19 protein-coding genes and 1 riboswitch are annotated in these 23882 nt (G+C 73.6%); of the genes, 9 read left to right on the top strand and 10 right to left on the bottom strand.

Going from position 1 to position 23882, the window contains the following annotated elements; genetic code table 11:
* Positions 1-81 precede the first annotated feature (81 nt).
* A complete protein-coding gene (locus tag ACFVVX_RS25015; protein WP_387948839.1) occupies positions 82-816 on the top strand; it encodes a vancomycin high temperature exclusion protein in 735 nt (244 codons plus the stop codon).
* Positions 817-884: 68 nt separating this feature from the next.
* Positions 885-2318: a DNA polymerase IV gene (locus ACFVVX_RS25010; RefSeq protein ID WP_387948838.1), complete on the top strand. Its 1434-nt coding sequence runs from the start codon at positions 885-887 to the stop codon at positions 2316-2318.
* Between the two features lie 144 nt (positions 2319-2462).
* Here the strand turns inward: ACFVVX_RS25010 and ACFVVX_RS25005 are convergent, their stop codons facing one another.
* Positions 2463-3953 carry an MFS transporter gene (locus tag ACFVVX_RS25005; protein WP_387948837.1) on the bottom strand — a complete coding sequence of 497 codons (1491 nt, stop codon included), beginning with the start codon at positions 3951-3953 and terminating at the stop codon, positions 2463-2465.
* Between the two features lie 143 nt (positions 3954-4096).
* Positions 4097-5449: a DUF2382 domain-containing protein gene (locus ACFVVX_RS25000; protein ID WP_387948836.1), complete on the bottom strand. Its 1353-nt coding sequence runs from the start codon at positions 5447-5449 to the stop codon at positions 4097-4099.
* A 221-nt stretch (positions 5450-5670) separates the two neighbouring features.
* Positions 5671-5774, top strand: a riboswitch (glycine riboswitch).
* 239 nt (positions 5775-6013) lie between these two features.
* Here ACFVVX_RS25000 and gcvP point away from each other — a divergent pair.
* Positions 6014-8914, top strand: a complete 2901-nt coding sequence (gcvP, locus tag ACFVVX_RS24995; RefSeq protein WP_387948835.1) for an aminomethyl-transferring glycine dehydrogenase — start codon at positions 6014-6016, stop codon at positions 8912-8914.
* A gap of 143 nt (positions 8915-9057) precedes the next feature.
* On the opposite strand, the gene ACFVVX_RS24990 is transcribed toward gcvP, so the two are convergent.
* Positions 9058-9249: a DUF5999 family protein gene (locus ACFVVX_RS24990; RefSeq protein WP_387948834.1), complete on the bottom strand. Its 192-nt coding sequence runs from the start codon at positions 9247-9249 to the stop codon at positions 9058-9060.
* Positions 9250-9680: 431 nt separating this feature from the next.
* A complete protein-coding gene (locus tag ACFVVX_RS24985) occupies positions 9681-10253 on the bottom strand; it encodes a hypothetical protein (RefSeq protein ID WP_387948833.1) in 573 nt (190 codons plus the stop codon).
* 367 nt (positions 10254-10620) lie between these two features.
* Between ACFVVX_RS24985 and ACFVVX_RS24980 the strand changes: the two genes are divergently transcribed.
* A complete protein-coding gene (locus tag ACFVVX_RS24980) occupies positions 10621-12126 on the top strand; it encodes a glutamate--cysteine ligase (protein ID WP_387948832.1) in 1506 nt (501 codons plus the stop codon).
* A gap of 157 nt (positions 12127-12283) precedes the next feature.
* Positions 12284-13072, top strand: coding sequence for a CPBP family intramembrane glutamic endopeptidase (locus ACFVVX_RS24975; RefSeq protein WP_387948831.1), 789 nt, complete (start codon positions 12284-12286; stop codon positions 13070-13072).
* A 119-nt stretch (positions 13073-13191) separates the two neighbouring features.
* Here ACFVVX_RS24975 and ACFVVX_RS24970 read toward each other — a convergent pair whose 3' ends face one another.
* The 5 genes from ACFVVX_RS24970 to ACFVVX_RS24950 form a co-directional block, all read right to left on the bottom strand.
* The gene (locus ACFVVX_RS24970) at positions 13192-14484 is read right to left on the bottom strand and encodes an MFS transporter (protein ID WP_387948830.1); all 1293 of its coding nucleotides are present in this window, start codon (positions 14482-14484) and stop codon (positions 13192-13194) included.
* A 121-nt stretch (positions 14485-14605) separates the two neighbouring features.
* The gene (locus ACFVVX_RS24965) at positions 14606-15307 is read right to left on the bottom strand and encodes a dienelactone hydrolase family protein (protein ID WP_387948829.1); all 702 of its coding nucleotides are present in this window, start codon (positions 15305-15307) and stop codon (positions 14606-14608) included.
* A 91-nt stretch (positions 15308-15398) separates the two neighbouring features.
* Positions 15399-16811, bottom strand: coding sequence for a sugar porter family MFS transporter (locus ACFVVX_RS24960; RefSeq protein ID WP_387948828.1), 1413 nt, complete (start codon positions 16809-16811; stop codon positions 15399-15401).
* Between the two features lie 110 nt (positions 16812-16921).
* Positions 16922-17551: an FMN-binding negative transcriptional regulator gene (locus ACFVVX_RS24955; protein WP_387948827.1), complete on the bottom strand. Its 630-nt coding sequence runs from the start codon at positions 17549-17551 to the stop codon at positions 16922-16924.
* A gap of 10 nt (positions 17552-17561) precedes the next feature.
* A complete protein-coding gene (locus tag ACFVVX_RS24950) occupies positions 17562-18224 on the bottom strand; it encodes a pyridoxamine 5'-phosphate oxidase family protein (RefSeq protein ID WP_387948826.1) in 663 nt (220 codons plus the stop codon).
* A 34-nt stretch (positions 18225-18258) separates the two neighbouring features.
* Here ACFVVX_RS24950 and ACFVVX_RS24945 point away from each other — a divergent pair, with 34 nt between their 5' ends.
* Both ACFVVX_RS24945 and ACFVVX_RS24940 read left to right on the top strand, forming a co-directional pair.
* Positions 18259-19596: an aminotransferase class I/II-fold pyridoxal phosphate-dependent enzyme gene (locus ACFVVX_RS24945; RefSeq protein WP_387948825.1), complete on the top strand. Its 1338-nt coding sequence runs from the start codon at positions 18259-18261 to the stop codon at positions 19594-19596.
* Between the two features lie 156 nt (positions 19597-19752).
* Complete coding sequence (locus tag ACFVVX_RS24940) at positions 19753-20940, top strand: GDSL-type esterase/lipase family protein (protein WP_387948824.1); 1188 nt, start codon at positions 19753-19755, stop codon at positions 20938-20940.
* A 67-nt stretch (positions 20941-21007) separates the two neighbouring features.
* Here ACFVVX_RS24940 and ACFVVX_RS24935 read toward each other — a convergent pair whose 3' ends face one another.
* Complete coding sequence (locus tag ACFVVX_RS24935) at positions 21008-22366, bottom strand: NAD(P)/FAD-dependent oxidoreductase (RefSeq protein WP_387948823.1); 1359 nt, start codon at positions 22364-22366, stop codon at positions 21008-21010.
* A gap of 197 nt (positions 22367-22563) precedes the next feature.
* Between ACFVVX_RS24935 and ACFVVX_RS24930 the strand changes: the two genes are divergently transcribed.
* Positions 22564-23319 carry a HipA family kinase gene (locus tag ACFVVX_RS24930; protein ID WP_387948822.1) on the top strand — a complete coding sequence of 252 codons (756 nt, stop codon included), beginning with the start codon at positions 22564-22566 and terminating at the stop codon, positions 23317-23319.
* Entirely contained in the window at positions 23316-23795 is a 480-nt protein-coding gene (locus tag ACFVVX_RS24925; protein WP_387948821.1) for a DUF3037 domain-containing protein, read from the top strand. Before ACFVVX_RS24930 ends, ACFVVX_RS24925 begins: the two co-directional genes overlap by 4 nt.
* Positions 23796-23882: the final 87 nt, after the last annotated feature.

Genomic DNA, 23882 nt, shown 5'->3' with positions numbered 1-23882 from the left:
CGGACGGGGAACCGTCCGGGCCCGCGGCCTCGTCAGTACCCGGTGACTGATCAAGCCTGGTGGAGCGATCGAGGGGGGCACGTGCGGTTCGGCTCCGGTATACCCGGCCTGCTGCTGCGGCGGGTACGGCGGTTCGGCGTCCGGCTGCGGCGGCGGCGCGCCCAGCGCAGGATCTTCCAGCTCGCGACGGTGCTCTGCTCGCTGGCGCTGGCCCCGAGCGCCTGGCTGTGGATCGCGGGGGAGGGCCGGGTGGGCTCGGTGGAGAGCGCGCCGAAGGCGCCGGTGGCGGTGGTGTTCGGCGCCGGACTGTTCGACGGCAGGCCGTCGCCGTACCTGGCGCACCGGCTGGACGCGGCGGTGGAGCTGTACCGCCTGGAGAAGGTCCAGGCGATCCTGGTCACCGGGGACAACGGGCGGGACGGCTACGACGAGACCGATGCGATGCGGCGGTACCTGATCGAGCACGGTGTGCCGCAGGTGCGGGTGGTCGGCGACCACGCGGGCTTCGACACCTGGGACTCCTGCACCCGGGCGCGCCGGATCTTCGGGGTGGACCGGGCGGTGCTGGTCAGCCAGGACTTCCACGTCCGGCGGGCGCTGGCGCTCTGCGAGGCGGCGGGCATCGACGCGTACGCGGTCGGGGTGCCGGAGGTCCACGACCTCACCTGGCTGTACGGCGGGGTGCGGGAGATCCCGGGCGCGGGAAAGGCGGCGCTGAACGCCTGGCTGCGGCCGGACCCGCTGTTCCTCGGCCCGCAGGAGCAGGGCATCCCGCGGGCGCTGGCCGACGCGGGGGCGGCGGCCGGCCCGCGCTGAGGCCGGGCTGAGAGCGGGCGGCGGCCGCGTTCGCACGGACTGTCGGACCCGTGCGGCATGATCGGCGGGTGCGGTCACTGCCGAGCATCATCCACCTCGACATGGACGCCTTCTTCGCGGCGGTGGAGCAGGCGGCCAAGCCGAGCCTGCGGGGAAAGCCGGTGATCGTCGGCGGGCTTGGCGGGCGCGGGGTGGTCTCCACGGCCTCGTACGAGGCGCGGCGGTTCGGGGTGCACTCGGCGATGCCGATGGCGCAGGCGCGGCGGCTCTGCCCCAACGCGGCCTTCCTGTCGGGGCGGTTCGAGGCCTACCGGCAGGTCAGCGAGCTGGTGATGGGCCTGCTGCGGGAGCTGTCGCCGCTGGTGCAGCCGCTCAGCCTGGACGAGGCCTTCGTCGACCTGGAGGCAGGCCCCTACGGGCCGGCCCTGGTGGAGGCGGACCACGGGACGGGGGAGCGGCTGGTGCTCGCCCTGGCGGAGGACCTGCGGGCGGACATCCAGCGGCGGACCGGTCTGACCGCCTCGGTGGGGGCCGCCGGGTCCAAGCTGATGGCGAAGATCGCCTCCGAGCAGGCCAAGCCGGACGGGCTGGTGCTGGTCGAGCCGGGGCAGGAACGGGCGGTGCTCGGGCCGATGCCGGTACGGGCGCTGCCCGGGGTCGGACCGGCCACCGAACAGGCGCTGCGCCGGGCCGGGTTGAACACGGTGGCCGATCTCGCGGAGGCCGGTGAGGCGGAGCTGGTGCAGCTGCTGGGCAAGGCGCACGGCGCCGGGGTCCACCAGATGTCGATAGGGCTGGACGACCGGCCGGTGGTGGCCGACCAGGACGCCAAGTCGGTCTCGGTGGAGGACACCTTCGAGGTGGACCTGGCCGACCGGGACCGGGTGCTGCGCGAGGTGGACGTGCTCGCCGCGCGGTGCGTGCGGCGGCTGCGGGCGGCCGGGCGCTCGGGGCGGACGGTGGTGCTGAAGGTGCGCCGGTTCGACTTCTCGACGCTGACCCGGTCGGAGACGCTGCGCGGGCCGACGGACGACGAGTCGGTGATCACCGAGACGGCCCGGCGGCTGGCCTCCCAGGTCGACATCACGGGCGGGGTGCGGCTGCTCGGGGTCGGGGTCTCGCAGCTGGCCGACTACACCCAGGAGGACCTGTTCGCGCAGGCCGTGCGGGAGTCGGCGCAGGAGCAGGAGTCGGCCCAGGACGACGAGGAGCGGGTCGAGGTGGCGGAGGCGGTGGCCGTCCGGCACTGGATGCCCGGCCAGGACGTGCGCCATGCGGAGCTCGGGCCCGGGTGGGTGCAGGGCAGCGGGGTCGGCCGGGTGACGGTGCGGTTCGAGACGCCGTGGAGCGGGCCGGGGCGGGTGCGGACCTTCTCGGTGGAGGATCCGGCGCTGGAGCCGGCCCGACCGCTGCCGCTGCGCGAGGGCGGGGGCGACGGCGTGGACGGTGGCGACGGCGAGGGTGCGGAAGGGGCGGCCGAGGGGCCGGCGAGCGGGGGCTGAGACGCGAAGCGGCCCCACCCGGAGGGGGTCCGGGTGGGGCCGCGTGTCGGACGAGCCCTCGGGCGGTCGCGATGCCCTCGTCGACCGTTCGGGGGCCCGGTCACCCTCGCGCCCTGTCCCTGGGCGCGAGGGGTGGACGCCTCGTCAGGCGTCGGTCTTCGCCAGCACCGGGCCGGAGCCGAGGTTCGCCATGTCGTTGCCGACGGCGACGGTGGTGGTGGGCTTGATGGTGCGGATCAGGAAGGGGACGGCGCCGGCGCCGGCGCAGACCGCGGCGGCGACCCAGAACGCGTGCTTGTAGGCGTCCAGGGTGGGCAGCAGGACCGGGATCGGCAGCTTCATGGTGTCGCCGGTCAGGATGGCGGCCATCACGGCGGTGCCGATCGCGCCACCGACGGTGCGCAGCACGGCGTTCATGCCGTTGGCGATGCCGCTCTGCTCGACCGGGACGGCGCCGTTGATGTAGGCCGGCATCGCCGAGAAGGCGAGGCCGATGCCGAGGCCGAAGATCGCCGAGGCGGTGTAGATGTCGCCCTCGTGGCTGTGGCGCAGGGCCAGGTAGGCCATCGCGACGGCACCGAGGACGCCACCGAGGACCAGCGGCAGGCGCGGGCCGCGGCGGGCGATCAGCAGGGCGCCGAGCGGGGCGGCGACCATCGAGCCGAGGGCCGAGGGCAGCAGCATCACACCGGCGTGCAGCACCGTGGCGGTGAAGCCGTAGTGGGTGAGCTTCTCCGGGGTCTGGGCGAAGTTGCTGATCACCATGAACGAGCCGTACATGCCGAAGCCGATCAGCAGGCCGGCCAGGTTGGTGAAGGCGACGGCCGGGCGGGACATCATCTTCATGTCGACCAGCGGGTGCTTGACCTTGACCTCGATGACACCCCAGATCAGGGCGACCACGGCGGCCACGGCGAACAGGCCGAGGGTCTTGGTGGAGGTCCAGCCCCAGGTGTTGCCCTGGCTGACCGCGACCAGCAGGGCGGAGAGCCAGCCGGCCAGGGTGATCGCGCCGAGCGGGTCGGCGCCGCCCTCCTTGTCGGTGACCGGGTCGCTGGGCACCCGGAAGGCGACCAGGGCGACCGCGAGCAGGCCGAAGGCCAGGCCCATCCAGAAGATGGACTTGTAGCTCCAGTGCTCCAGCAGCAGGCCGGTGGCGACCAGGCCGAGGCCGCTGCCGACGCCCATCGAGGCGCTGATCGCGGCGACGCCGCCGGTGACCTTCTGCTTGGGCAGCTCGTCGCGGACGATGCTGATCGCCAGCGGGAGCACGCCACCGCCGGCGCCCTGCAGGACGCGGGCGACGACCAGCCAGGTGAAGGAGTGGGTGCTGACCGCGAGCGCGGAGCCGGCCACCAGGCCGGTCAGCGAGATCAGCAGCATCGGCTTGCGGCCGCGCAGGTCGCCGAAGCGGCCCAGCAGGGGGGTCAGCACGGCGGCGGAGAGCAGGTTGGCGGTCATCAGCCAGGTGATGCTGGAGCCGGAGACGCTGAGCTCCTTGGCCAGCGAGGGCAGGATCGGGACGACCGCGGTCTGCACCACGCTGAATGACAGCATCGCCAGGATGAGGGCCGGCAGGACCCGGGCGCTGCTCTGCTTCTCGGCCGCAGTGGTGGGCTGTGGTGCCTCACTCACGGTTGCTTCCTCCCGTACATAGTGAATGAACTGAAATAACCATGCAGGCAGATACTTCATTGTGTCAAATATCGATTGGTGAAGCTTTGGCAAAGTCGAAGGACCCCGGACCGTGGCGGTCCGGGGTCCCTGGTGAGGACGGGTCAGGCGAGCGGCCTCAGCGGGGCCGGCCGGGTTGAGTCGGCCACCGAGGCGAGGGAGGAGGGGGAGGAGGGGGAGGACGACGAGGGTGAGGGCGAGGGCGGGGCCGTCGAGGAGAGCGCGTCCGAGGGGGGCGTGTGGGCGGACGGCGGGGTGTGGGCGGACGAGGAGACGGGAGCCGAGGTGGTCGCGGTGTTGTCGTGCACCTCGACGTGCTCACGGCGCAGCTCGTCGCGGATCACCTCCTCGGAGGTGTACCGCTCGACCACCAGTCGGACCCGCTCGATCGGCGCCAGGTACTTGCGGACCACCGGGCGCTCCTCGCGCAGGGTGACCTCCTCGACGGCCTCGGCGATGTCCTTGTCGCTGAGCGCCGCCCGCTCGGCGTCGCCGACCGGCATCCGCTCGACCCGGACCCGCTCGCGCACCACCGGGACGCGGCGCTCGACCGGCTCGCTGGTCACGTACTTGCGCAGCTTGGCGGTGCCCAGGACGTGCCACTCGGTGGTGATGTCCAGGCGCTCCTCGCGGCAGGTGATCTCCACCGGGCCGCTGGGCGCGGACGAGGCCGGGCCGCCGGTGGCGGTCGGCGCGGTGGAGGGCGCGGCACTCGGCGCGCTGCTCGGGGTGGCGGGGACGACCGGGGCGACGGGCGCCGAGCTGCTCGGCGGCCGGGTCTCGGGTGCGGCGGTGCTGACGGTCCGCACGTTGGCCTCCGTGGCGGGTTCGGACGGCTTGCCGAGGTCGGCGGCCGGGATGGTGGGGGAGCTCGGGGTCGTGGTCTCCGCCGTGTGGAAGGCGAGCGGCTTGACCGGCGCCGCGGCCGGGGGGGACGTGACGGGCGGGGTCATCGGCGGGGCCGGGTCGGACGGCGTGCTCGTGGCGGCCGCGACGGCCGCCGTGCCCGCCGCGGCGCCCGCGGCCGCTCCCGCGGCCGGTGCGGCCGCCGGGCCCGTGGCCGTGTCCGCCGCCGGGACGGAGCCGAAGTCCAGGTCGGCCGGCTGGGAGCCGGAGCCGTCCCCCGCGCCCGGGCTCCCGTCCAGCGGGGTGTCCAGCCCGTAGTAGCGGTACAGCTGGAGCTCCTGGGCGGGCGACAGGTGCTGGCCCACGCCGAAGTCCGGCGACTCCTTCACCAGCGACTTGTCGTACGGCACCCGCAGCTCGTCGCCGGAGAACTCGCTCGTGGTCAGCGGGACGAAGGCGTCCCGGCCGAAGATGCCGGTACGGACGGCGGCCCACTCCGGCTGGCCGGTGGCGTCGTCCAGGTACACCTCGTCGACCGTGCCGATCTTGTCTCCATTGCGGTCGACCGCCTTGTGGCCGATCAGGTCCCGGGGGTCGATATCGGTCTGCACGCTTTCCTCCAGTCGCTGTCCTGCGGAACTCCCGCAGGTCGGCGGCTGGAGCGTCCTTCCCATCCGCCACTTCACACCAAAAGCCATGAAGCGGACACCCGCGACCCGGGCGGGGCCGGACGGGCCACCCGCTGCGCCGTCCGGGTCATGCGCGAACTCGGCGAGTGACCTGACGCACCCGTGATCGGAGGGCTTCCCGCTGGTACCCTGGGCGCGACCGCCGAGCCCGCTCGGGAGAGTCCCCGAGAGCGGAAGCCGCTGGTCGGGGCGCCGAAGGAGCAACTCCTCCCCGGAATCTCTCAGGCATCCGTACCGTGTGGGATAGGTCACTCTGGAAAGCAGGGCAGGACCGCCGGCGAGGGAGCCGACGGCCACCACCCTCACCGACGGTGCAAGCCGGCGGGGCGCCCACAGCGCACCGCGCGGGCGAAGCTCTCAGGTCCCGATGACAGAGGGGGAGGCCTGTCGGGTCCGCCCGCCCAGGTCGATCCGCTGTTGTCCACAGCGGCTCAGCCGCCTGGCGCGCGTACCCCCGCCGGTCCGTGACCAGGAGGCCTCGACCACATGAACGCCCAGCCGAACGCGGGACGCCCCACCAGCGTCCCGACCCTCACCGAGCTTGAGCTGGCCAGTCCCTTCGAGAACCGCCACATCGGCCCCGACGCCGCCGCGCAGGAGAAGATGCTGGCCCAGGTCGGCTACGGCTCCCTGGACGAGCTCGCCGCCACCGCCGTGCCCGAGGCGATCCGCTCCATCACGGCCCTGGACCTGCCCGCCGGGCGCAGCGAGGCCCAGGTCCTCGCCGAGCTGCGCGAGCTGGCCGGCCGCAACCAGGTGCTCCAGCCGATGATCGGCCTGGGCTACTACGGCACCTTCACCCCGCCGGTGGTGCTGCGCAACGTCCTGGAGAACCCGGCCTGGTACACGGCCTACACGCCGTACCAGCCGGAGATCTCGCAGGGCCGCCTGGAGGCGCTGATCAACTTCCAGACCCTGGTCTCCGACCTGACCGGCCTGTCCACCTCCGGCTCCTCGCTGCTGGACGAGGGCACCGCGGCCGCCGAGGCGATGGCCCTGGCCCGCCGCGTGACCAAGGTCAAGGGCGGTGTCTTCCTGATCGACGCCGAGACCCTGCCGCAGACCGTCGCGGTGATCCAGACCCGCGCCGAGCCGACCGGTGTCGAGGTCGTCGTCGCCGACCTGTCCGCGGGCATCCCGGCCGAGATCGCCGAGCGCGGCGTCTTCGGCCTGCTGCTCCAGTACCCGGGCGCCACCGGTGTGGTGCGCGACCTGACCCCCGTCATCGAGCAGGCGCACGGCCTCGGCGCGATCGTCGCCGTCGCCGCCGACCTGCTGGCGCTGACCCTGCTGAAGTCCCCGGGCTCGCTCGGCGCCGACATCGCCTGCGGCACCTCGCAGCGCTTCGGCGTCCCGATGGGCTTCGGCGGCCCGCACGCCGGCTACCTGTCGGTGCGCGCCGAGTACGCCCGCTCGCTGCCCGGCCGCCTGGTCGGCGTCTCCGTCGACGTCGACGGCAACCGCGCCTACCGCCTGGCGCTGCAGACCCGCGAGCAGCACATCCGCCGCGAGAAGGCCACCAGCAACATCTGCACCGCCCAGGTGCTGCTCGCCGTGATGGCCTCCATGTACGCCGTCTACCACGGTCCGGACGGCCTGGCGGACATCGCCCGCCGTACCCACCGCTACGCCGCCGCGCTCGCCGAGGGCCTGCGGGCCGGCGGTGTCGAGCTGCTGCACGGCGAGTTCTTCGACACCGTCACCGCGGTCGTCCCCGGCCGTGCCGCCGAGATCGCCGCGGCCGCCCGGGCCAACGGCATCAACGTGTTCCAGGACGGCGCGGACCGGATCTCCGTCTCCACCGACGAGACCACCACCCGTGAGCACCTGGCCGGCGTCTGGGCCGCGTTCGGCGTCCAGGGCGTCGAGGTGGCGGAGAGCGCCGACGCGCTGCCCGCCGCGCTGCTGCGCGAGGACGAGTACCTGACCCACCCGGTCTTCCACAGCCACCGTTCCGAGACCGCCATGCTGCGCTACCTGCGCCGCCTGTCGGACCGCGACTACGCGCTGGACCGCGGCATGATCCCGCTGGGCTCCTGCACCATGAAGCTCAACGCGACCACCGAGATGGAGCCGGTGACCTGGCCCGAGTTCGGCCAGCTGCACCCGTTCGCGCCGATCGAGCAGGCGCAGGGCTTCCTCACCCTGATCCGTCAGCTGGAGCAGCAGCTGGTCGAGGTGACCGGCTACGACGCCGTCTCGATCCAGCCGAACGCCGGCTCCCAGGGCGAGCTGGCCGGCCTGCTGGCCGTCCGCGCCTACCACCACGCCAACGGCGACACCCAGCGCGACGTCTGCCTGATCCCGTCCTCCGCGCACGGCACCAACGCGGCCTCCGCCGTGATGGCCGGCATGCGCGTGGTCGTGGTCAAGACCCTGGTCGACGGCGACGTGGACGTCGAGGACCTCAAGGCCAAGATCGCGCAGCACCGCGACCAGCTCGCCGTGCTGATGGTCACCTACCCGTCCACCCACGGCGTGTACGAGACCGAGATCACCGACATCTGCGCGGCGGTGCACGAGGCCGGCGGCCAGGTGTACGTGGACGGCGCCAACCTGAACGCCCTGGTCGGCCTCGCCAAGCCGGGCAAGTTCGGCGCGGACGTCTCGCACCTGAACCTGCACAAGACCTTCTGCATCCCGCACGGCGGCGGCGGCCCGGGCGTCGGCCCGGTCGCGGTGCGCGCGCACCTCGCGCCGTACCTGCCGAATCACCCGCTGCAGGAGGAGGCCGGCCCGGCCACCGGCGTCGGCCCGATCTCGGCCGCGCCGTGGGGCTCCGCGGCCATCCTGCCGATCTCCTGGGCGTACGTCCGGCTGATGGGCGGCGAGGGCCTCAAGCGCGCCACCCAGGTCGCGGTGCTGAACGCCAACTACATCGCCAAGCGGCTGGCCCCGCACTTCCCGGTGCTCTACACCGGCCCCGGCGGTCTGGTCGCGCACGAGTGCATCATCGACCTGCGTCCGCTCACCAAGGAGACGGGTGTGACGGTGGACGACATCGCCAAGCGCCTGATCGACTACGGGTTCCACGCGCCGACGATGTCCTTCCCGGTGGCCGGCACCCTGATGATCGAGCCGACCGAGTCCGAGGACCTGCACGAGATCGACCGGTTCTGCGACGCGATGATCGAGATCCGGGCCGAGGTCGAGAAGGTCGGCTCGGGCGAGTGGGCGGCGGACGACAACCCGCTGCGCAACGCCCCGCACACCGCCGCCACGATGGTCGGCGACTGGGCGCACGGCTACTCGCGGGAGGAGGCGGTCTTCCCGGCGGGCGTGAACCCGGCGGACAAGTACTGGCCGCCGGTCAGCCGGATCGACGGCGCGTACGGCGACCGCAACCTGGTCTGCTCCTGCCCGCCGCTGGACGAGTACGGCGTCTGACGGGTCCGACCCGGCAGCATGCGGCAGGGCCCCGGCGGAACGTTCCGCCGGGGCCCTGCCCGTTCGTCGTGCTGTGGCGGCTGCCCCCGCCGGCGGTCGTGCGACCGGATTGTCGTCGGCTTGCCCGGTGGTCCCCCAGGGGGCTAGGCGGCGAAGGCGACGGGGCGGCGCGGGGCGATCACCCGGCCGTCGGGCAGCAGTTCGCCGGTGTCCTCGAAGAGCAGGACGCCGTTGCAGAGCAGGCTCCAACCCTGCTCCGGGTGGCAGGCCACCGGTACGGCCGCCTCGCGGTCCTCGGATTCGGCCGACGGGCACTCAGGACGGTGCTGGCACATACGTACCCTCGCTTCGCTCTGCGATCCTCCCCCGTGGTGCGGGTCGCCGCCGGATGACCCGTCGCGAGCCGCCGCGGTAGCCGGATCCTGTCCGGACGCAGGCCCAGGTGTGGGCCGGCGCTCAAGTGGGTAGGACAGGTGGTCCTTCCACGCTGGTTCCCAGTGTCGGCATCTGGAGACGCTCGCGCAGCGATTTCGTGACATGCGCCACAAGCCGCGGGCAGAGATCACCCGTTCAGGTGGCTTGAGGCCGAAACGGCCGCCGGACGGGCCATGGGGCGACTGACCCGATGAGGTCATGCCCGATGGCCCGTCCGGGTAGGGCGGGTCCGGGTGTTCGCGGAGCTGCGGGTGGGGCGGCCGGACTCAGGCCGGCTCGGGGGCGGTTCGGGGCCGGGATCGGGGCGGTTCAGGCCGGGATCGGGGCGGGATCAGGAGAAGCCGAGCAGCAGCGGCTTGGCGAGCGGCGCCCGGGTGAGCATCGGCAGCAGGTCGGCGGCCGGGTAGGCGCGGTGCGCGGTGACCCCGAGCGGGGCCGGCGCCAGCGGGATCAGCAGGTCCGCGGCGGGCCCCCCGTCCGGGCTGTGCAGCCACAGGGCCGTCGCGTACTGGCCGGGGAAGGTCAGCAGTCTCGGCTGCTGGCGGGACCGGGAGGACTGGGCGAGCTGCCAGGCCTGGCGCAGCGCGCGGACGGTGGAGTCCAGGTACGGCCCGGCGGTGAAGTGGGAGAAGGTGTGGCCCTCGGTGCCCTGCACCACCTCCGCCGCGGCGGCCACCTCGGCGCCGTCCTTGATCAGGAAGCGCCAGCCCGTCCGCCGGGCGGCCGAGAGCTCGGGGCGCGGGCCCTCCAGGACGTGGACGGCGAGTGGGTGTGCGGGCAGCAGCGGGCCGATCGGATGACGCAGCGCGGCGGCGGCGGGTTGGCGCAGCGCGGTCTCCGAATCGAGTGCGGCCAGGACCGCGCGCAGGGCGCTGGGCGGGGGCTGGGGGGTCTGCAGAGTCATGGCGGGGTCGCCTCTCCGTGCGAGATCGGCGTGCGAGTGCGGCATACCGGCGTGGCGCGGTGTGTCTTCGGTGACGGGACCTGGCCGTGTCCGGTTGTGCATGATCGCGGTGCGGGTACGGCCGCTTCCGTCGACGAGGGTTTCGGAGCGGTAGCGGGCCGGCCGGAGCGCAGTGCGAATTCTACTCGAACAGGTGCACAGGGTGACCTGTTTATCACAGGCGGTGGCGCCGGGCAAGTCGGCAGATGAGCTGAAAGGCCATCAGTTTCCTTGCATTGCAAGCCGTTCGACGCAATCGGGTATCGATCTTCGGGGTGGGCATGATGCTTGCACGGTCGGTCGGCCGGGCGGTCAGGAGGAGGGGACCATGGGCGAGAAGGTCGTGGCGACACGGGCGGACCTGTCGGACCGACAGCTGTACCGGCGCAAGCTGCAGTCCTGTCTCGACGCATTGGAGCGGATGCTGCGCGAGGAGCGTTTCGACCGGCCGAGGGCCGTGATGGGCCTGGAGATCGAGCTCAACCTGGCCGACGAGCAGGGCCTTCCGGTGATGCGCAACGCCCAGGTGCTCAGCGCCATCGGCTCCAGCGACTTCCAGACCGAGCTGGGCCAGTTCAACATCGAGGTCAACATCACCCCGCACCGGCTCTGCGGCCATGTGCTGGAGGAACTGCGCGAGGAGATCGACACCGGGCTGCGCTACGCCGACCGCCAGGCGGCCGAGGCCGGGGCGCGGATCGTGATGGTCGGGATCCTGCCGACCCTGGAGCACGACCACACCGGGCTCGACTCGATGTCCCTCAACCAGCGGTACAGCCTGCTCAGCGACCAGATCCTGGCGGCCCGCGGCGAGGACATCACGCTGGACATCGAGGGCGTCGAGCACCTCCAGCTGGAGTCGATCACCATGGTGGCCGAGGCCGCCGCGACCTCGCTGCAACTCCACCTCCAGGTGACCCCCGAGCGGTTCTCCTCGGTCTGGAACGCGGCCCAGGCGATCTGCGGACCGCAGCTCGCGCTCGGGGCCAACTCGCCCTTCCTGTTCGGCCGGGAGCTGTGGCGGGAGACCAGGCCGGTGCTGTTCCAGCAGGCCTGCGACACCCGTTCGGCGGAGCTCAAGGCCCAGGGCGTGCGCCCGATCACCTGGTTCGGCGAGCGCTGGGTGGACTCCGCCTACGACCTGTTCGAGGAGAACCTGCGGTACTTCCCGGCGCTGCTGCCGATCTGCGACGACGAGGACCCGGCCAAGGTGCTCGCCTCCGGCGGCACCCCGAGGCTGGCCGAGATGCGGCTGCACAACGGCACCATCTACCGGTGGAACCGCCCGGTGTACGACGTCAGCGGCGGGGTGCCGCACCTGCGGGTGGAGAACCGGGCGCTGCCGGCCGGGCCGACCGTCGCCGACACGCTCGCCAACGCCGCGTTCTACTACGGGCTGGTCCGGGTGCTCGCCGAGCAGTCGAAGCCGATCTGGACCAGGCTGCCGTTCGAGCGGGCCGAGGAGAACTTCCAGCAGGCCGCCCGGTACGGGCTCGACGCCGTCTTCCAGTGGCCGCGGCACGGCCGGGCCGGGCGGGGGGGAGGTCTGGCCACCGTCTCGGCGGTCGACCTGGTGCTGAACGACCTGCTGCCGATGGCGTACCAGGGCCTGGACGAGTGGGGCGTCGAGCCCGCCGACCGGGACCGCTACCTCGGCATCATCGAGCAGCGCTGCCTGCGCCGGGTCAACGGCGCCTCCTGGCAGAGCGCCACCTTCCACCGGATGCGCGAGCAGTTCGGGATGGACCGGTCGGCCGCGCTGGCCGCGATGACCCGGCGGTACATCGAGTACATGCGGGCGGGGGAGCCGGTGCACACCTGGCCGGTGGGGTAGGCGGGTCGCCCTGGGCGCCCTGGGGCCCCTGGTCGCCTTGGTCGGCGCGGCGGGTGGCGGCCGGTGGGCTCATCCGACCGGGCGCGGTCCTGTGGAAGGATGATCGCTCCGGCGGTCGGCCGACGGCCGGAGCGACGCCCGCCCGCTGGAGCAGCCCGTGACCACCGCCTCGACCGAACCGGGGACCGCGAAGCCCACCCGCCGGCTGCTCGGCGCGGAACTGCTGATCGTCCTCGGCCTCTCGCTCGGGGCCAGCGGCATCGGCGCGCTGATCAGCTTCGCCGGCTCGCTCACCGAACCGCTCAAGCTCGGCCAGCAGGTCGCCACCCTGAACGGCTCCCGCGCGCCCGGCCGGCCCTGGCTGGACCTCGCCTGGCAGATCTACTACATCGGACGCGGGCTGATGCCGGTCGCCCTGGTCGGCTACCTGCTGGTCCGCGAGGGCGTCTCGCTGCGGGTGCTCGGCTTCGACCTCGGACAGAAGCTGCGCGACCTCGGGCGCGGAGCCGCCGTCGCCGCCGCGATCGGCGGCTCGGGGCTGGCGCTCTACCTGGCCTCACAGGCGGCCGGCTACAACCTGACGGTGGCGCCCTCGGGGCTGCCCGACGTCTGGTGGCGGATCCCGGTGCTGCTCGCCTCCGCCTGGCAGAACGCCGTCCTGGAGGAGGTCGTCGTCCTCGGCTACCTGCTGCGCCGGCTCGGGCAGCTGGGGTGGTCGTGGCCGGCGCAGCTGGTGGCGAGCTCGGTGCTGCGCGGTTCGTACCACCTGTACCAGGGGGTCGGCGGGCTGGTCGGCAACATGGTGATGGGCGTGGTCTTCTGCCTGCTGTACCGGCGGTGGGGGCGGGTGATGCCGCTGGTGGTGGCGCACGCGCTGATCGACACGGTGGCCTTCGTCGGGTACGCGCTGCTGGCCGGGCACGTCAGCTGGCTGCCCACGGGCTGAGCGGCGGCCGGACGGCCGGGGGACGCGGCGGTCGGGCGAACGGCGCCCGCCGGTGGTTGCCCACCGGAGGGCGCACGCGGGGCGCACAGGGCGCTCGGCACCGCGCCGGGAGCCAGGGCCTAACCGGCGGTGGCGCCGGCGGCGGCGGGCTCGGTGGGCTGCGGTTCGGGAGCGCCGGGGGCGTCGGGCGCGCGCCGGGGCAGTCGGCGGACCTGCGGGTCCAGCAGGACCAGCGTGCTCAGCAGCAGGCAGATCACCGCGCAGGCCCAGAGCGCGCCGGAGAGCCCGAGCGCGGTCGCGGCCGGGCCGGCCAGGGCGGTGCCGACCGGCGCGAGGCAGAGCGAGCCGAGGTGGTCGTAGGCGGCGACCCGGGAGAACATCTCGGCCGGGATCTCCTGCTGGAGCGCGATCATCCAGTTGACGCCGAACACCGTCACCCCGGCGCCGGAGAGGAACATCGCGGCCGCCAGCACCGGCAGCGGCGCCGCCGCGGCCAGGGCCACCGCGGGCAGTCCGAACAGGAAGACGCCGTAGTTGCCGACCAGCAGGATCCGGCGCGGCTGCCAGCGGACCATCAGCACACCGGTGACCACCAGGCCGACCCCGTAGGCCGACATCGCCAGGCCCCAGTCACGGGCCCCGCCGAGCCGCTGCTCGGCCACGATCGGCCCGTACACCGCCTCGACGGCGCTGATGCACGCCATCAGGACGGAGAACTGCAGCACGATCACCCAGAGCCAGCGCCGGGAGGCGAACTCCCGCCAGCCCTCGCGCAGATCGCGCAGCATGCCGCCGCCGTCCCCGGTGGCGGGCGCCGCCTCGGCCTCCAGGAAGAACCGCAGCCCGGCGGCGAGCACGAAGCAGGCCGCGTCGACGGCGAGCACCCAGCCGGGGCCGACGACGGCGGTCAGCGCGCCGCCGAGGGCCGCGCCGCCGATCTGGGCGGCGTTCAGCCCCATCCGGAACACCGAGAAGGCCCGCGCGGCGTGCTCCTTGGCCACGCTCTGCATCAGCATGCCCTCGGAGGCGGGGGCGTAGAACGCGTGGCCCGCACCGCCGGCGGCGGAGAGCAGGAGCAGCTGCCAGAGCTCGGCGTGCCCGCCGAGGACGAGGGCGGCCAGGACGGCCTGGGAGAGCGCGTTGAACAGGTTGGCGGCCACCATCACGTGGTGGCGCGGCAGCCGGTCGGCGAGCGCCCCGCCGACCATCAGCAGCAGCACGGTGGGGACCAGCCGGGCGGCGGTGACGTAGCCGACCTCGGTCGTCGAGCCGCCGTTCGCCAGGACGGCGAAGGCGGTGGCGATCGGGGCGCCGGCATTGCCGAGCCCGCTGATCACGGTGGCCGCGGTCTGGATGCGGTAGTTGCGTCCGGCCCAGGCGAAACGGCTGCGGGGTGGGGGTTGGCTGCGCACCTGGCGACTATGCCGGGGGAGTTGACAGCTGTCCAGCGGATTTACGGTCCTGACGCGGCGGCCGGGGTCGGCGGAGGTGGCCGGGGGCGGTGGCCGGGGGTCGGCCCGGGCGGCGGGCGGATCAGCCGAGGTGGCCCCAGAGGAAGCTGAGGGTGCGGCGCCAGGCGATCCGGGCCTGCAGCGGGTCGTAGGTGCCGAGCAGGTCCTCGTCGTTCATGAAGGCGTGCCCGGCCGGGTAGAAGTGGATCTCGGGGCGGACGTCGGTGGCCTCGCCGATGCGGATCGCGGCCTCGTCCACCGCCGCCATCGGGATCGAGCGGTCGTGCTCGGCGTAGTGGCCGAGGACGTGCGCGGTCAGGCCCCGGTAGTCGAAGCCGGGGTCGGGCGGCAGCCCGTAGAACGGGACGGCGGCGGCCACCCGGTCGCCCTCCTGGGCGGCCAGCAGCAGGGCGAAGCCGCCGCCCATGCAGAACCCGACCACGCCGACCGCGTCCCCGACCACCCCGTCCAGGCCGAGCAGGAAGTCGACGGCGCCGCGCAGGTCCACCACCGCCCGCTCGACCGGCAGTTCGCGCTTCAGCCGGGCGGCCTCGGCGGCGTCGTGGGTGGTGGCGCCGCCGAACAGGTCGGGAGCGAGGACGGTGAAGCCCTCGGCGGCGAAGCGGTCCGTCATGGCGGCGACGTGCGAGGTGAGCCCCCACCACTCCTGGACCAGTACCAGACCGGGCCCGACGCCCTGCGCCGGGCGGGCGAGGTAGCCGTGGGCCTCGCGCCCGTTGCCGGGGAAGGTGACGTTCTGTCGGGAGCCGCCCTGGTCCGGCATGGCTTCCTCTCGGTGGGACGGGCCGCGCGCGCGGCGGCGTGGACGGCTGCGACGCCGGGAGGGGGCGCGGCCAGGGCTTCTCCGACGAGCCCTAACCCATCTCCTCCAGGGCGCGGCCCTTGGTCTCCTTGATACAGAAGGCCACGAACGGGATGGAGAGCAGCGCGAAAACGGCGTAGATGACATAGGTGGCCGACAGGTTCCAGTCGGCGAGGTCGGGGAAGCTGACGGTGATCGCCCAGTTGGCGATCCACTGGGCGGAGGCGGCGACCGACAGGGCGAGGGCCCGGATCCGGTTGGGGAACATCTCGCCGAGCAGGACCCAGACCACCACGCCCCAGGAGAACGCGAAGCAGAACACGAACACGTGCGCCGCGACCAGGGCGACCGTGGCGTAGGTGTCGTCCAGGGTGGCGGTGTCGCCGGTGCCCTGCCGGAAGGAGAAGGCCCAGGCGGCGGTGCCGAGGGCCACCGCCATGCCGACCGACCCGGCCAGCGCGAGCGGCTTGCGGCCGATCCGGTCGACCAGGGCCATCGCGATCACCGTGCCGATCACGTTGACGATCGAGGTGGAGAGGCTGATCAGCAGCGAGTTGGCCTCGTTGATGCCGACGGACTGCCAGAGGAAGGAGGAGTAGTAGAAGATCACGTTGATACCGACGAACTGCTGGAACACCGAGGCCCCGATGCCCACCCAGACGATCGGCAGCAGCCCGAACCGCCCGCCCAGCAGGTCCTTCAGCCGGGGCTTGTGGGAGGACTCCAGCACCGCCCGGATCTCGGCCACCCGGGCGTCCAGGTCCACGCCCTCGCCCTCCACCTCCACCAGCACCTTGCGCGCCTGCTCCTCGCGCCGGTCGGCGATCAGGTAGCGCGGGGACTCCGGGATGGCCAGCGCCATCAACCCGTAGACCAGCGCCGGGACGGTCTCCACGCCGAGCATCCACTGCCAGGCCTGGATGCCGGCCAGGTGGCCGGTGGACTCGCCGCCGGCCGCCTGGTTGAGTGCCCAGTTGGCGAGCTGGGAGACGGTGATGCCGAGCACGATCGCCATCTGCTGGAACGACGCCAGCCGGCCGCGGTAGGCGGTGGGCGCGACCTCGGCGATGTAGGTGGGCGCGATCACCGAGGCGATGCCGATCGCGACGCCGCCCACCACCCGCCAGGTGGCGAGCAGTTGGATGGTCGGCGGGAACATCGAGCCGATGCCGCTGATCGCGAACAGGGTGGCGGCGAGCAGCATGGTGCGCACCCGGCCGAGGTGGTCGGCGAGCCGGCCGGCGGCGACCGCGCCGGCCGCCGAGCCGAGCAGCGCGATCGCGACCACGAAGGCCGTCTCGCCGTTGCCCACCTCGAAGTGCTTCTGGATGCCTGTCACCGCGCCGTTGATCACCGCGCTGTCGTAGCCGAACAGGAACCCGCCCATCGCGGCCGCGGCGGAGATGAACACGACGTGCCCCAGATGGGCCTCGCCGGCGGCCTGACGGCCGGGGACTGTCGACACGCGCGCTCCCGGGGTGGACGGGCCCGTCGGCACGGCCGAGTGGGCAGGGTTCGTCTCACATTCGATCAGCGCCTCGGGCGGTTCGCCCGGTGGCCCCGCCGTTCGGGGGATCAGAGCCCTTGCGTACGGCGTGCGTTGCGGCGCAGCAGCTGGGTGCGGGCGGCCGCGTCGAGGCCGTGGTCGCGCTCGGCGAGGCGGTCGGCGATGGCCTGCTGGGCGGCGGCGGGCTTCTTGTCGTCGTACTTGAACTTGGCGCGGACCTCGCGGACCGTCAGCCGCAGTCCGCGCAGGCCGGGGAGCAGTTTGCCGAACGGGCCCTGGCCCGGGGTGACCCGGGTGTCCGGGGTCTCGGGCTGGAAGTGGGCGAGCTGGCGGTTGAGGATCGCGGCCTTCTCGGCCGCGCCGTCGACGATCTCGGCGGTGCAGGTGAACTGGACGGAGGCGTAGTAGCTGGTGGGCGTGCCGGGCTCGCCGCGCCAGTGGCCGGGGGCGAACACGTAGTCGTCCGTCACCGCGAGGGTGACCTCGGGGTCGGCGCGGACGGCGGCGAACAGCGGGTTCGGCGCGGCCAGGTGGAGCAGGATCTCGCCGCGCTCGGCGTCCAGCAGGAAGTGGGTGGGGACGAGGACGGGGCCCCGGCCGGGCGGGCCGTTGGCGGCGAGCAGGCCGAAGTCGCGGCCCTGCGCCAGCCAGGCCCGCCACTCGGCCTCGTCGCCCCGGTCCCAGGAGCGGATCAGCATCGGCCGGCCCTCAGGCGGTGAGGTCGCGCAGGTGCGCGGGGAGCGGCACGGTGGTGGACGGGTGCGGCTCGGGGGCGCCGTACCGGGTGGCGACCGGCACCACGCCGGCCCAGTACGGCAGGTCGAGGTCGTCCTCGTCGTCGTCTGCGCCGTCGGCCCTGGTCTTGGCGGACACCTCGTCCAGCTCCAGGCGGATGACGGCGGTGGCGGCGAGCTCCTTGGCGTTGGCCGGGCGGACCTCGGCCGAGCGGCCGGGGACGGCGTGGTCCACCAGCGCGTCCAGGGCGACGGTCAGCTCCTCGGGGTCGGTGACCTGGTGGGCGGTGCCGTGGGCCACCACCGAGCGGAAGTTGACGGAGTGGTTGAACGCCGACTTGGTCAGCACCAGGCCGTCGACCAGGGTCACGGTGATGCAGACCGGCAGGCCCTGCTCGCCCCTGGCCCCGCGCAGCGGGCGGCTGCCGGTGGAGCCGTGGATGTACAGACGGCTGCCCACCCGGGCGAAGATGGTCGGCAGGACGACGGGCGCGCCGTCGGCTATGAAGCCCAGGTGGCACACCCAGGAGCTGTCGAGGACGGCGTGGATCGCCTCCTGCTCCCAGGTGGCGCGGTCCTTGTAGCGGGTCGGGGTGGTGCGTGCGGTGCGAGCGTAGGCCGGGGTGCCGCCAGACATGACAACCTCTATGTACTAGTGCATAATCTGTTTTGTGCTAGGAGACTATCCGATCAAGGGGCGGCGCGCCAGCGACATCGCGGCCGACGTCGAGCAAGGCGTCAGCAGCGGACGGCTCGCGCCCGGCACCCCGCTGCCCCCGCTGCGCGACCTCGCCGCCGAGCTCGGCGTGAACCCCAACACCGTCGCCGCGGCCTACCGGCTGCTGCGCGACCGGGGCGTGATCGAGACGGCCGGCCGCAAGGGCAGCCGGATCCGGCCCCGGCCCGCGCACACCCCCCGCGACGAGATCCGCCTGCCCGTCCCCCCGCACGCCCGCGACCTCTCCGACGGCAACCCCGACCCGGCGCTGCTGCCCGACCTCACCCCGGCCCTCGCGGCGGCCTCCGACGCCGCCCGCCGCGACCCGGTCCTCTACGGCCGGCCGGCCGCCGACCCCGGGCTGCTCGCCCTCGCCCGCGCGGCCTTCCGCGCCGACGGCCTGCCGGACGGGCCGGTCGCCGTCGCCTCCGGCTCGCTCGACACCATCGAGCGGATCCTGGCCGCCCGGCTGCGCCCCGGCGACGCCGTCGCGGTCGAGGACCCGGGCTGGGGCAGCCTGCTGGACCTGCTGCCGGCGAAGGGCCTGAAGCCCGCCCCCGTCCGGCTGGACGACGAGGGCCCGCTGCCCGAGGCCCTCGCGGCGGCGCTGGCCGGCGGCGCGCGGGCGGTGGTCGTCACCAGCCGGGCGCAGAACCCGACCGGGGCCGCGCTCACCCCGGGCCGGGCGGCCGCGCTGCGCGAGGTGCTGGCCCGGTACCCCGACGTCCTGCTGATCGAGGACGACCACGGGTACGGCATCGTCGACCAGGCGTACCACCCGCTGGTCGGCGCGGGCTCCGAGCGCTGGGCGGTGGTGCGCTCGGCCGCCAAGGCCTACGGGCCGGACCTGCGGCTCTCGGTGGCGGTCGGGGACGCCGACACCATGGGACGGGTGCTGGGCGGGCAGCGGCTCGGCGCGGGCTGGGTCAGCCACCTGCTCCAGCAGACCGTGGCCGAGCTGTGGCGCACCGACGCGGCGCCGGCCGACCGGGTGGCGGCCGCCTACCGGGAGCGCCGGGACGCGCTGCTCGCGGAGCTGGCCGCGCGCGGCATCGACGCGCACGGCGCCAGCGGGCTGAACGTCTGGCTGTCCGTCCCGGACGAGACCACCGCGCTGGCCGCCCTGGTGCAGCGCGGTTGGGTGGCCGCGCCGGGCGCCCGCTACCGGCTGGAGGCCCCGCCCGGGATGCGGATCACCATCGCCCGGCTCGACCTGGCGGACGCGCGACGGCTGGCCGACGATCTTGCGGCCGTGCTGGGAACTTCCGGGGCCGGGGCGCGACTGATCTGAACCGACCGGTAACACAGCGAGAAACCTGGTGCAGATACCTAGCGGTAACAAGCGCGGGCATGTCATCTTCATCGCGCCACCGGCCGGCGGCCTACCCTCACCGACGCGTCTCCCCGCCCCCACAGCGCGGGCGAGACCGACCGCAGGAGTTCCGCCGTGCCCGAAAACAGTTCGAGCATCACCAGCAGGACCGCCCGCATCGGGCGGCGTCTGTCCGCCGCCCTCCTCGCGCTTCCGCTCTGCGCCGCCGGCCTGGTCGCCGGCGCCGCCGCGCCGGCCCACGCCGCCGGGACCGGCCCGACGGCCAGCGTCTCGCTCGGGGACAGCTACATCTCCGGCGAGGCCGGCCGCTGGAAGGGCAACTCCGTTGTCACCGGCAGCAGTCGGGCCGGCACCGACCGGTCCTGGACCGGCAGCGCGTACGACCCGAGCCGGATCTACGGCGCCACGTACGCGAGCGGGTGCGACCGCTCGGACGTCGCCGAGGTGCGCAGCGCGCCGACCGTGGCGCAGAACCAGATCAACCTGGCCTGCTCCGGCGCCGTCGCCGCCAACGTCTTCCGTGCCTCCAACGGCGGCCAGTCCTTCAAGGGCGAGGCCCCGCAGGCCGACCAGCTGGCGGCCGTCGCCGCGCAGAACAACGTCAAGCTGATCACGCTGTCCATCGGCGGCAACGACCTCGGCTTCGCGGACGTGATCGAGGCCTGCGTCTCGGACTACCTGATCTGGTACTCGTACTGCCACGACGACCAGCAGGCCGCGGTCGACGCCAAGCTCCCTGGTGCGATGGCCGGCGTCGGCAAGGCGATCGACGAGATCCGGGCGGTGATGTCCACCGCGGGCTACGCGTCCGGGGACTACCGGATCGTGCTGCAGTCCTACCCGTCGCCGATCCCGCGCAGCGCCGAGATGCGCTACCCGGAGAGCGGCTGGGCCCGGGCCAACACCGGTGGCTGTCCGTTCTGGAACGACGACGCGGACTGGGCGCGCGACACCCTGGTGCCGCGGATCTCCGGCGCCCTGGCGGGCGTCGCGGCTTCGAAGGGCGTGCAGTTCCTGGATCTCGGCGACATGCTCCAGGGACGCGAGGTCTGCTCCAAGGCCACCCGGCAGGCCACCTCGACCAGCGCGCCGTCCGCCACCACCAGTGAGTGGGCGCGGTTCGTCGACGCCGGCCTGAGCGCCTCGCAGGGCACCGTCCAGGAGTCGATGCACCCCAACTACTACGGCCAGCAGGCCCTCGGGCGCTGCCTGGCCCTGCTGTACGGGAAGTCGGGCGGCAACTACGCCTGCCGCAACACGGCGGGCCAGGACGCCAACGGGATGTACCTGTCCGCGAAGTAGCGGGCGCGCCGGTGCCCCCGCCCGGGTGGGCGGGGGCACCGGCCTCGGCGGATCGGCCCTCGGCGGCTCAGCCCTTGGCGAGCAGCGCCTGGGCGTGCGCGCGGACCTGATCCTTCGTCAGATAGGCGTCGGTGTACTCGAAGTCGCGCAGCCGGGCGGGCTGGCGGGCGAGGAACCCGGTCCGGACGAAGTCGTCCCCGGCGGTGGCGTTCAGCAGCCAGTTGGCGCCGACCCGGAACTTGGCGGCGTTGGTGCGCATCGCCATCAGGTGGTAGCCGCGGGCCACCAGCTGGGCCGGGACGCCCTTCAGCTCCACGCCGATCGGCTTGGACACCGCGTCCTTGCCGCCGAGGTCGACCACCAGGCCCAAGTCCTTGTGGTAGTAGGGCTCCAGGGGCTGGTTGCGGAGGGCGGCGATCACGTTGTGCGCCACCGCGCGGCCCTGGCGGGCGGAGTGCTGGGCGGTCGGCGGGCAGACCGCACCGTCGCCCTTGGCGAGGTCCGGCACCGCGGCCGCGTCGCCGAGGGCGAACACGCCCTCGAACTGCGGCACCCGCATCTCCGCCGTCACCGCGATCCGGCCGCGCACCGTCTCCGCGTCCAGCGTGCCGATCAGCGGGCTGGCGGCCACGCCCGCCGTCCAGATCAACGTCCGGCAGGGCAGCACCCGGCCGTCGGTGAACTTGACGGACTCGGCGCCGACTTCGGCCACCGAGACGCCGAGCGAGACCTCGATGCCGCGCTCGCGCAGCACCTCCAGCGCGGTCTGGCCGAGCGAGTCGCCCAGCTCGGGCATCAGCTTCGGGGCGATGTCGATCAGGTGCCACTTGATCTGCCGGGCGTCCAGGCGCGGGTAGCGCTTGGCGGCCGCGGTGGTCAGCCGCTGCAGACAGGCCGCCGTCTCGGTGCCCGCGTAGCCGCCGCCGACGACCACGAACTGCAGCCGGGACTCCCGCTCCCGCTGGTCCAGGGTGGCGGAGGCCAGGTCGAGTTGGGCGATCACGTGGTCGCGGACGTAGGTCGCCTCGGCGAGCGTCTTCATGCCGCGCGCGTAGTCCGTCAGGCCCGGGATGTCGAAGGTCCGGGTCACACTGCCGGGGGCGAGGACGAGGTAGTCGTACTTCTGCGCCACCACCTCGTCGGTGATCTTGCGGACCACGCAGACCTTGGAGCGCGGGTCGACGCCGATCGCACCGCCCGGCACGATGTGCGTGCGGCGCAGGGTGCGGCGCAGGGAGACCGCCACCGACTGCGGGGTGAGCACCCCGGCCGCCACGTGCGGCAGCAGCGGCAGGTAGAGCTGGTAGCTGAACGGCGTGACCAGCGAGATCTCCGCCTCCGAGGGCGTGAGCTTGCGTTCGAGCCGGCGAGCGCACTCCAGTCCGGCGAAGCCGCCGCCCACGATCAGGATCCGAGGTCGTTCCATCGTTCATCCCTTACAGTGCAGGTCGTACCGTGCAGGGTCCGAGGTCACTATCTGCGCGACTACTGCCCGCCACACTCGCACGGAGCAGCAGGCGCTGCCACCGGGGCGGCGCGGATGGCGCAGGGCCGTGCGGACACCGGGCGCGGGAGGCCGGGCGGCGCGCCCGCCTCGTGCAGGTGCCCGATAGGCTGTCGGGTGTGCTCCCCGAGGTGAAGGCCGTCCGCTATGTGACGCCACTGCGAGAAGGCGGCTCGATGCCGGGCCTGGTCGAGGCCGACGACCGGCGGCTGTACGCGCTGAAATGGGTCGGCGCGGCGCAGGGCCGCAAGGCGCTGGTCGCGGAGGTGCTGGCCGGTGAGATCGGCCGCAGGCTCGGCCTGCCGGTCCCCGAACTCGTCACCGTCGACCTGGATCCGGTGCTCGCCCGCAGCGAGCCGGACCAGCAGGTCCAGGGCCAGATGCGGGCCAGTGGCGGCCTCAACCTCGGTATGGCCTTCGTCAGCGGCGCGCTCAACTTCGACCCGCTCTGCTTCGAGGTGGACGCCGGTCTGGCCGGGCAGGTGCTCTGGTTCGACGCGCTGATCGGGAACGTCGACCGCTCCTGGCGCAACCCCAACCTGCTGGTGGCCACCGGCGGGCTGCGGCTGATCGACCACGGCGCCAGCCTGATCTTCCATCACCACTGGGCCGGCGCGGCCTCGTGGCCCCGCCGCCCGTACGACGCCTCGGACCACGCCCTGCTGCGGGCCGAGCCGGACCTGGCGGCGGCGGACAAGGCGCTCGCCCCACTCGCGGAGGCGGCCGTCGAGCAGGCCGTGGCGCTGATCCCCGACGTCTGGCTGGCGGACGAGCCCGGGTTCGACTCGCCCGAGGCGGTGCGCGCCGCGTACCGCGCCCAGCTGACCGAGCGACTGGCCGGTCCGCGCGACTGGCTGCCGGAGGTGCCCGCATGACCGAGCCCGTCCACACCGCGCAGGCCTCGCCCTCCGCGCAGGCCGCGCAGTCCGGGGTGGTCGCGCAGGCCGCGCACTTCTCCGGGTCGGCCGCCGCGGAGCTGGACGACTACGAGTACGCGGTGATCCGGGCGGTGCCCCGGGTCGAGCGCGGCGAGTGCGTCAACGTCGGCGTGCTGCTGTACTGCCGCCGCCACGGACACCTGGCCGCCCGGACGCACCTGGACCAGGGCCGGCTGCTGGCGCTGGACCCGGTGGCGGACGTCGCCGGGGTGCGCCGGGCGCTGCACGGGATCGAGGCGGTCTGCGCGGGCGGGCCGCCGGCCGGTCCGGCGGCGGCCGACAGCCCGGGGCAGCGGTTCCGCTGGCTGACGGCGCCGCGCAGCGCGATCGTCCAGCCCGGACCGGTGCACACCGGGCTGACCGCCGACCCGGAGGCGGAGCTGCGGCGGCTCTTCGACCAGCTGGTGCTCTGAGCCTGCCGGGGTACGGCGCGGGTCCGACGCGGCTCCCCGCCGCCGGTCGGCGTGCGCCGGGGGCCCGGTGGCGGGCGGCTGTACGGG

It is taken from the genome of Kitasatospora sp. NPDC058170 (genome assembly GCF_042883905.1).
In the GTDB taxonomy this organism is placed as follows: domain Bacteria; phylum Actinomycetota; class Actinomycetes; order Streptomycetales; family Streptomycetaceae; genus Kitasatospora.
Note: the sequence above shows the minus strand (reverse complement) of the source record. Positions and strands in the feature narration are given on the sequence as shown.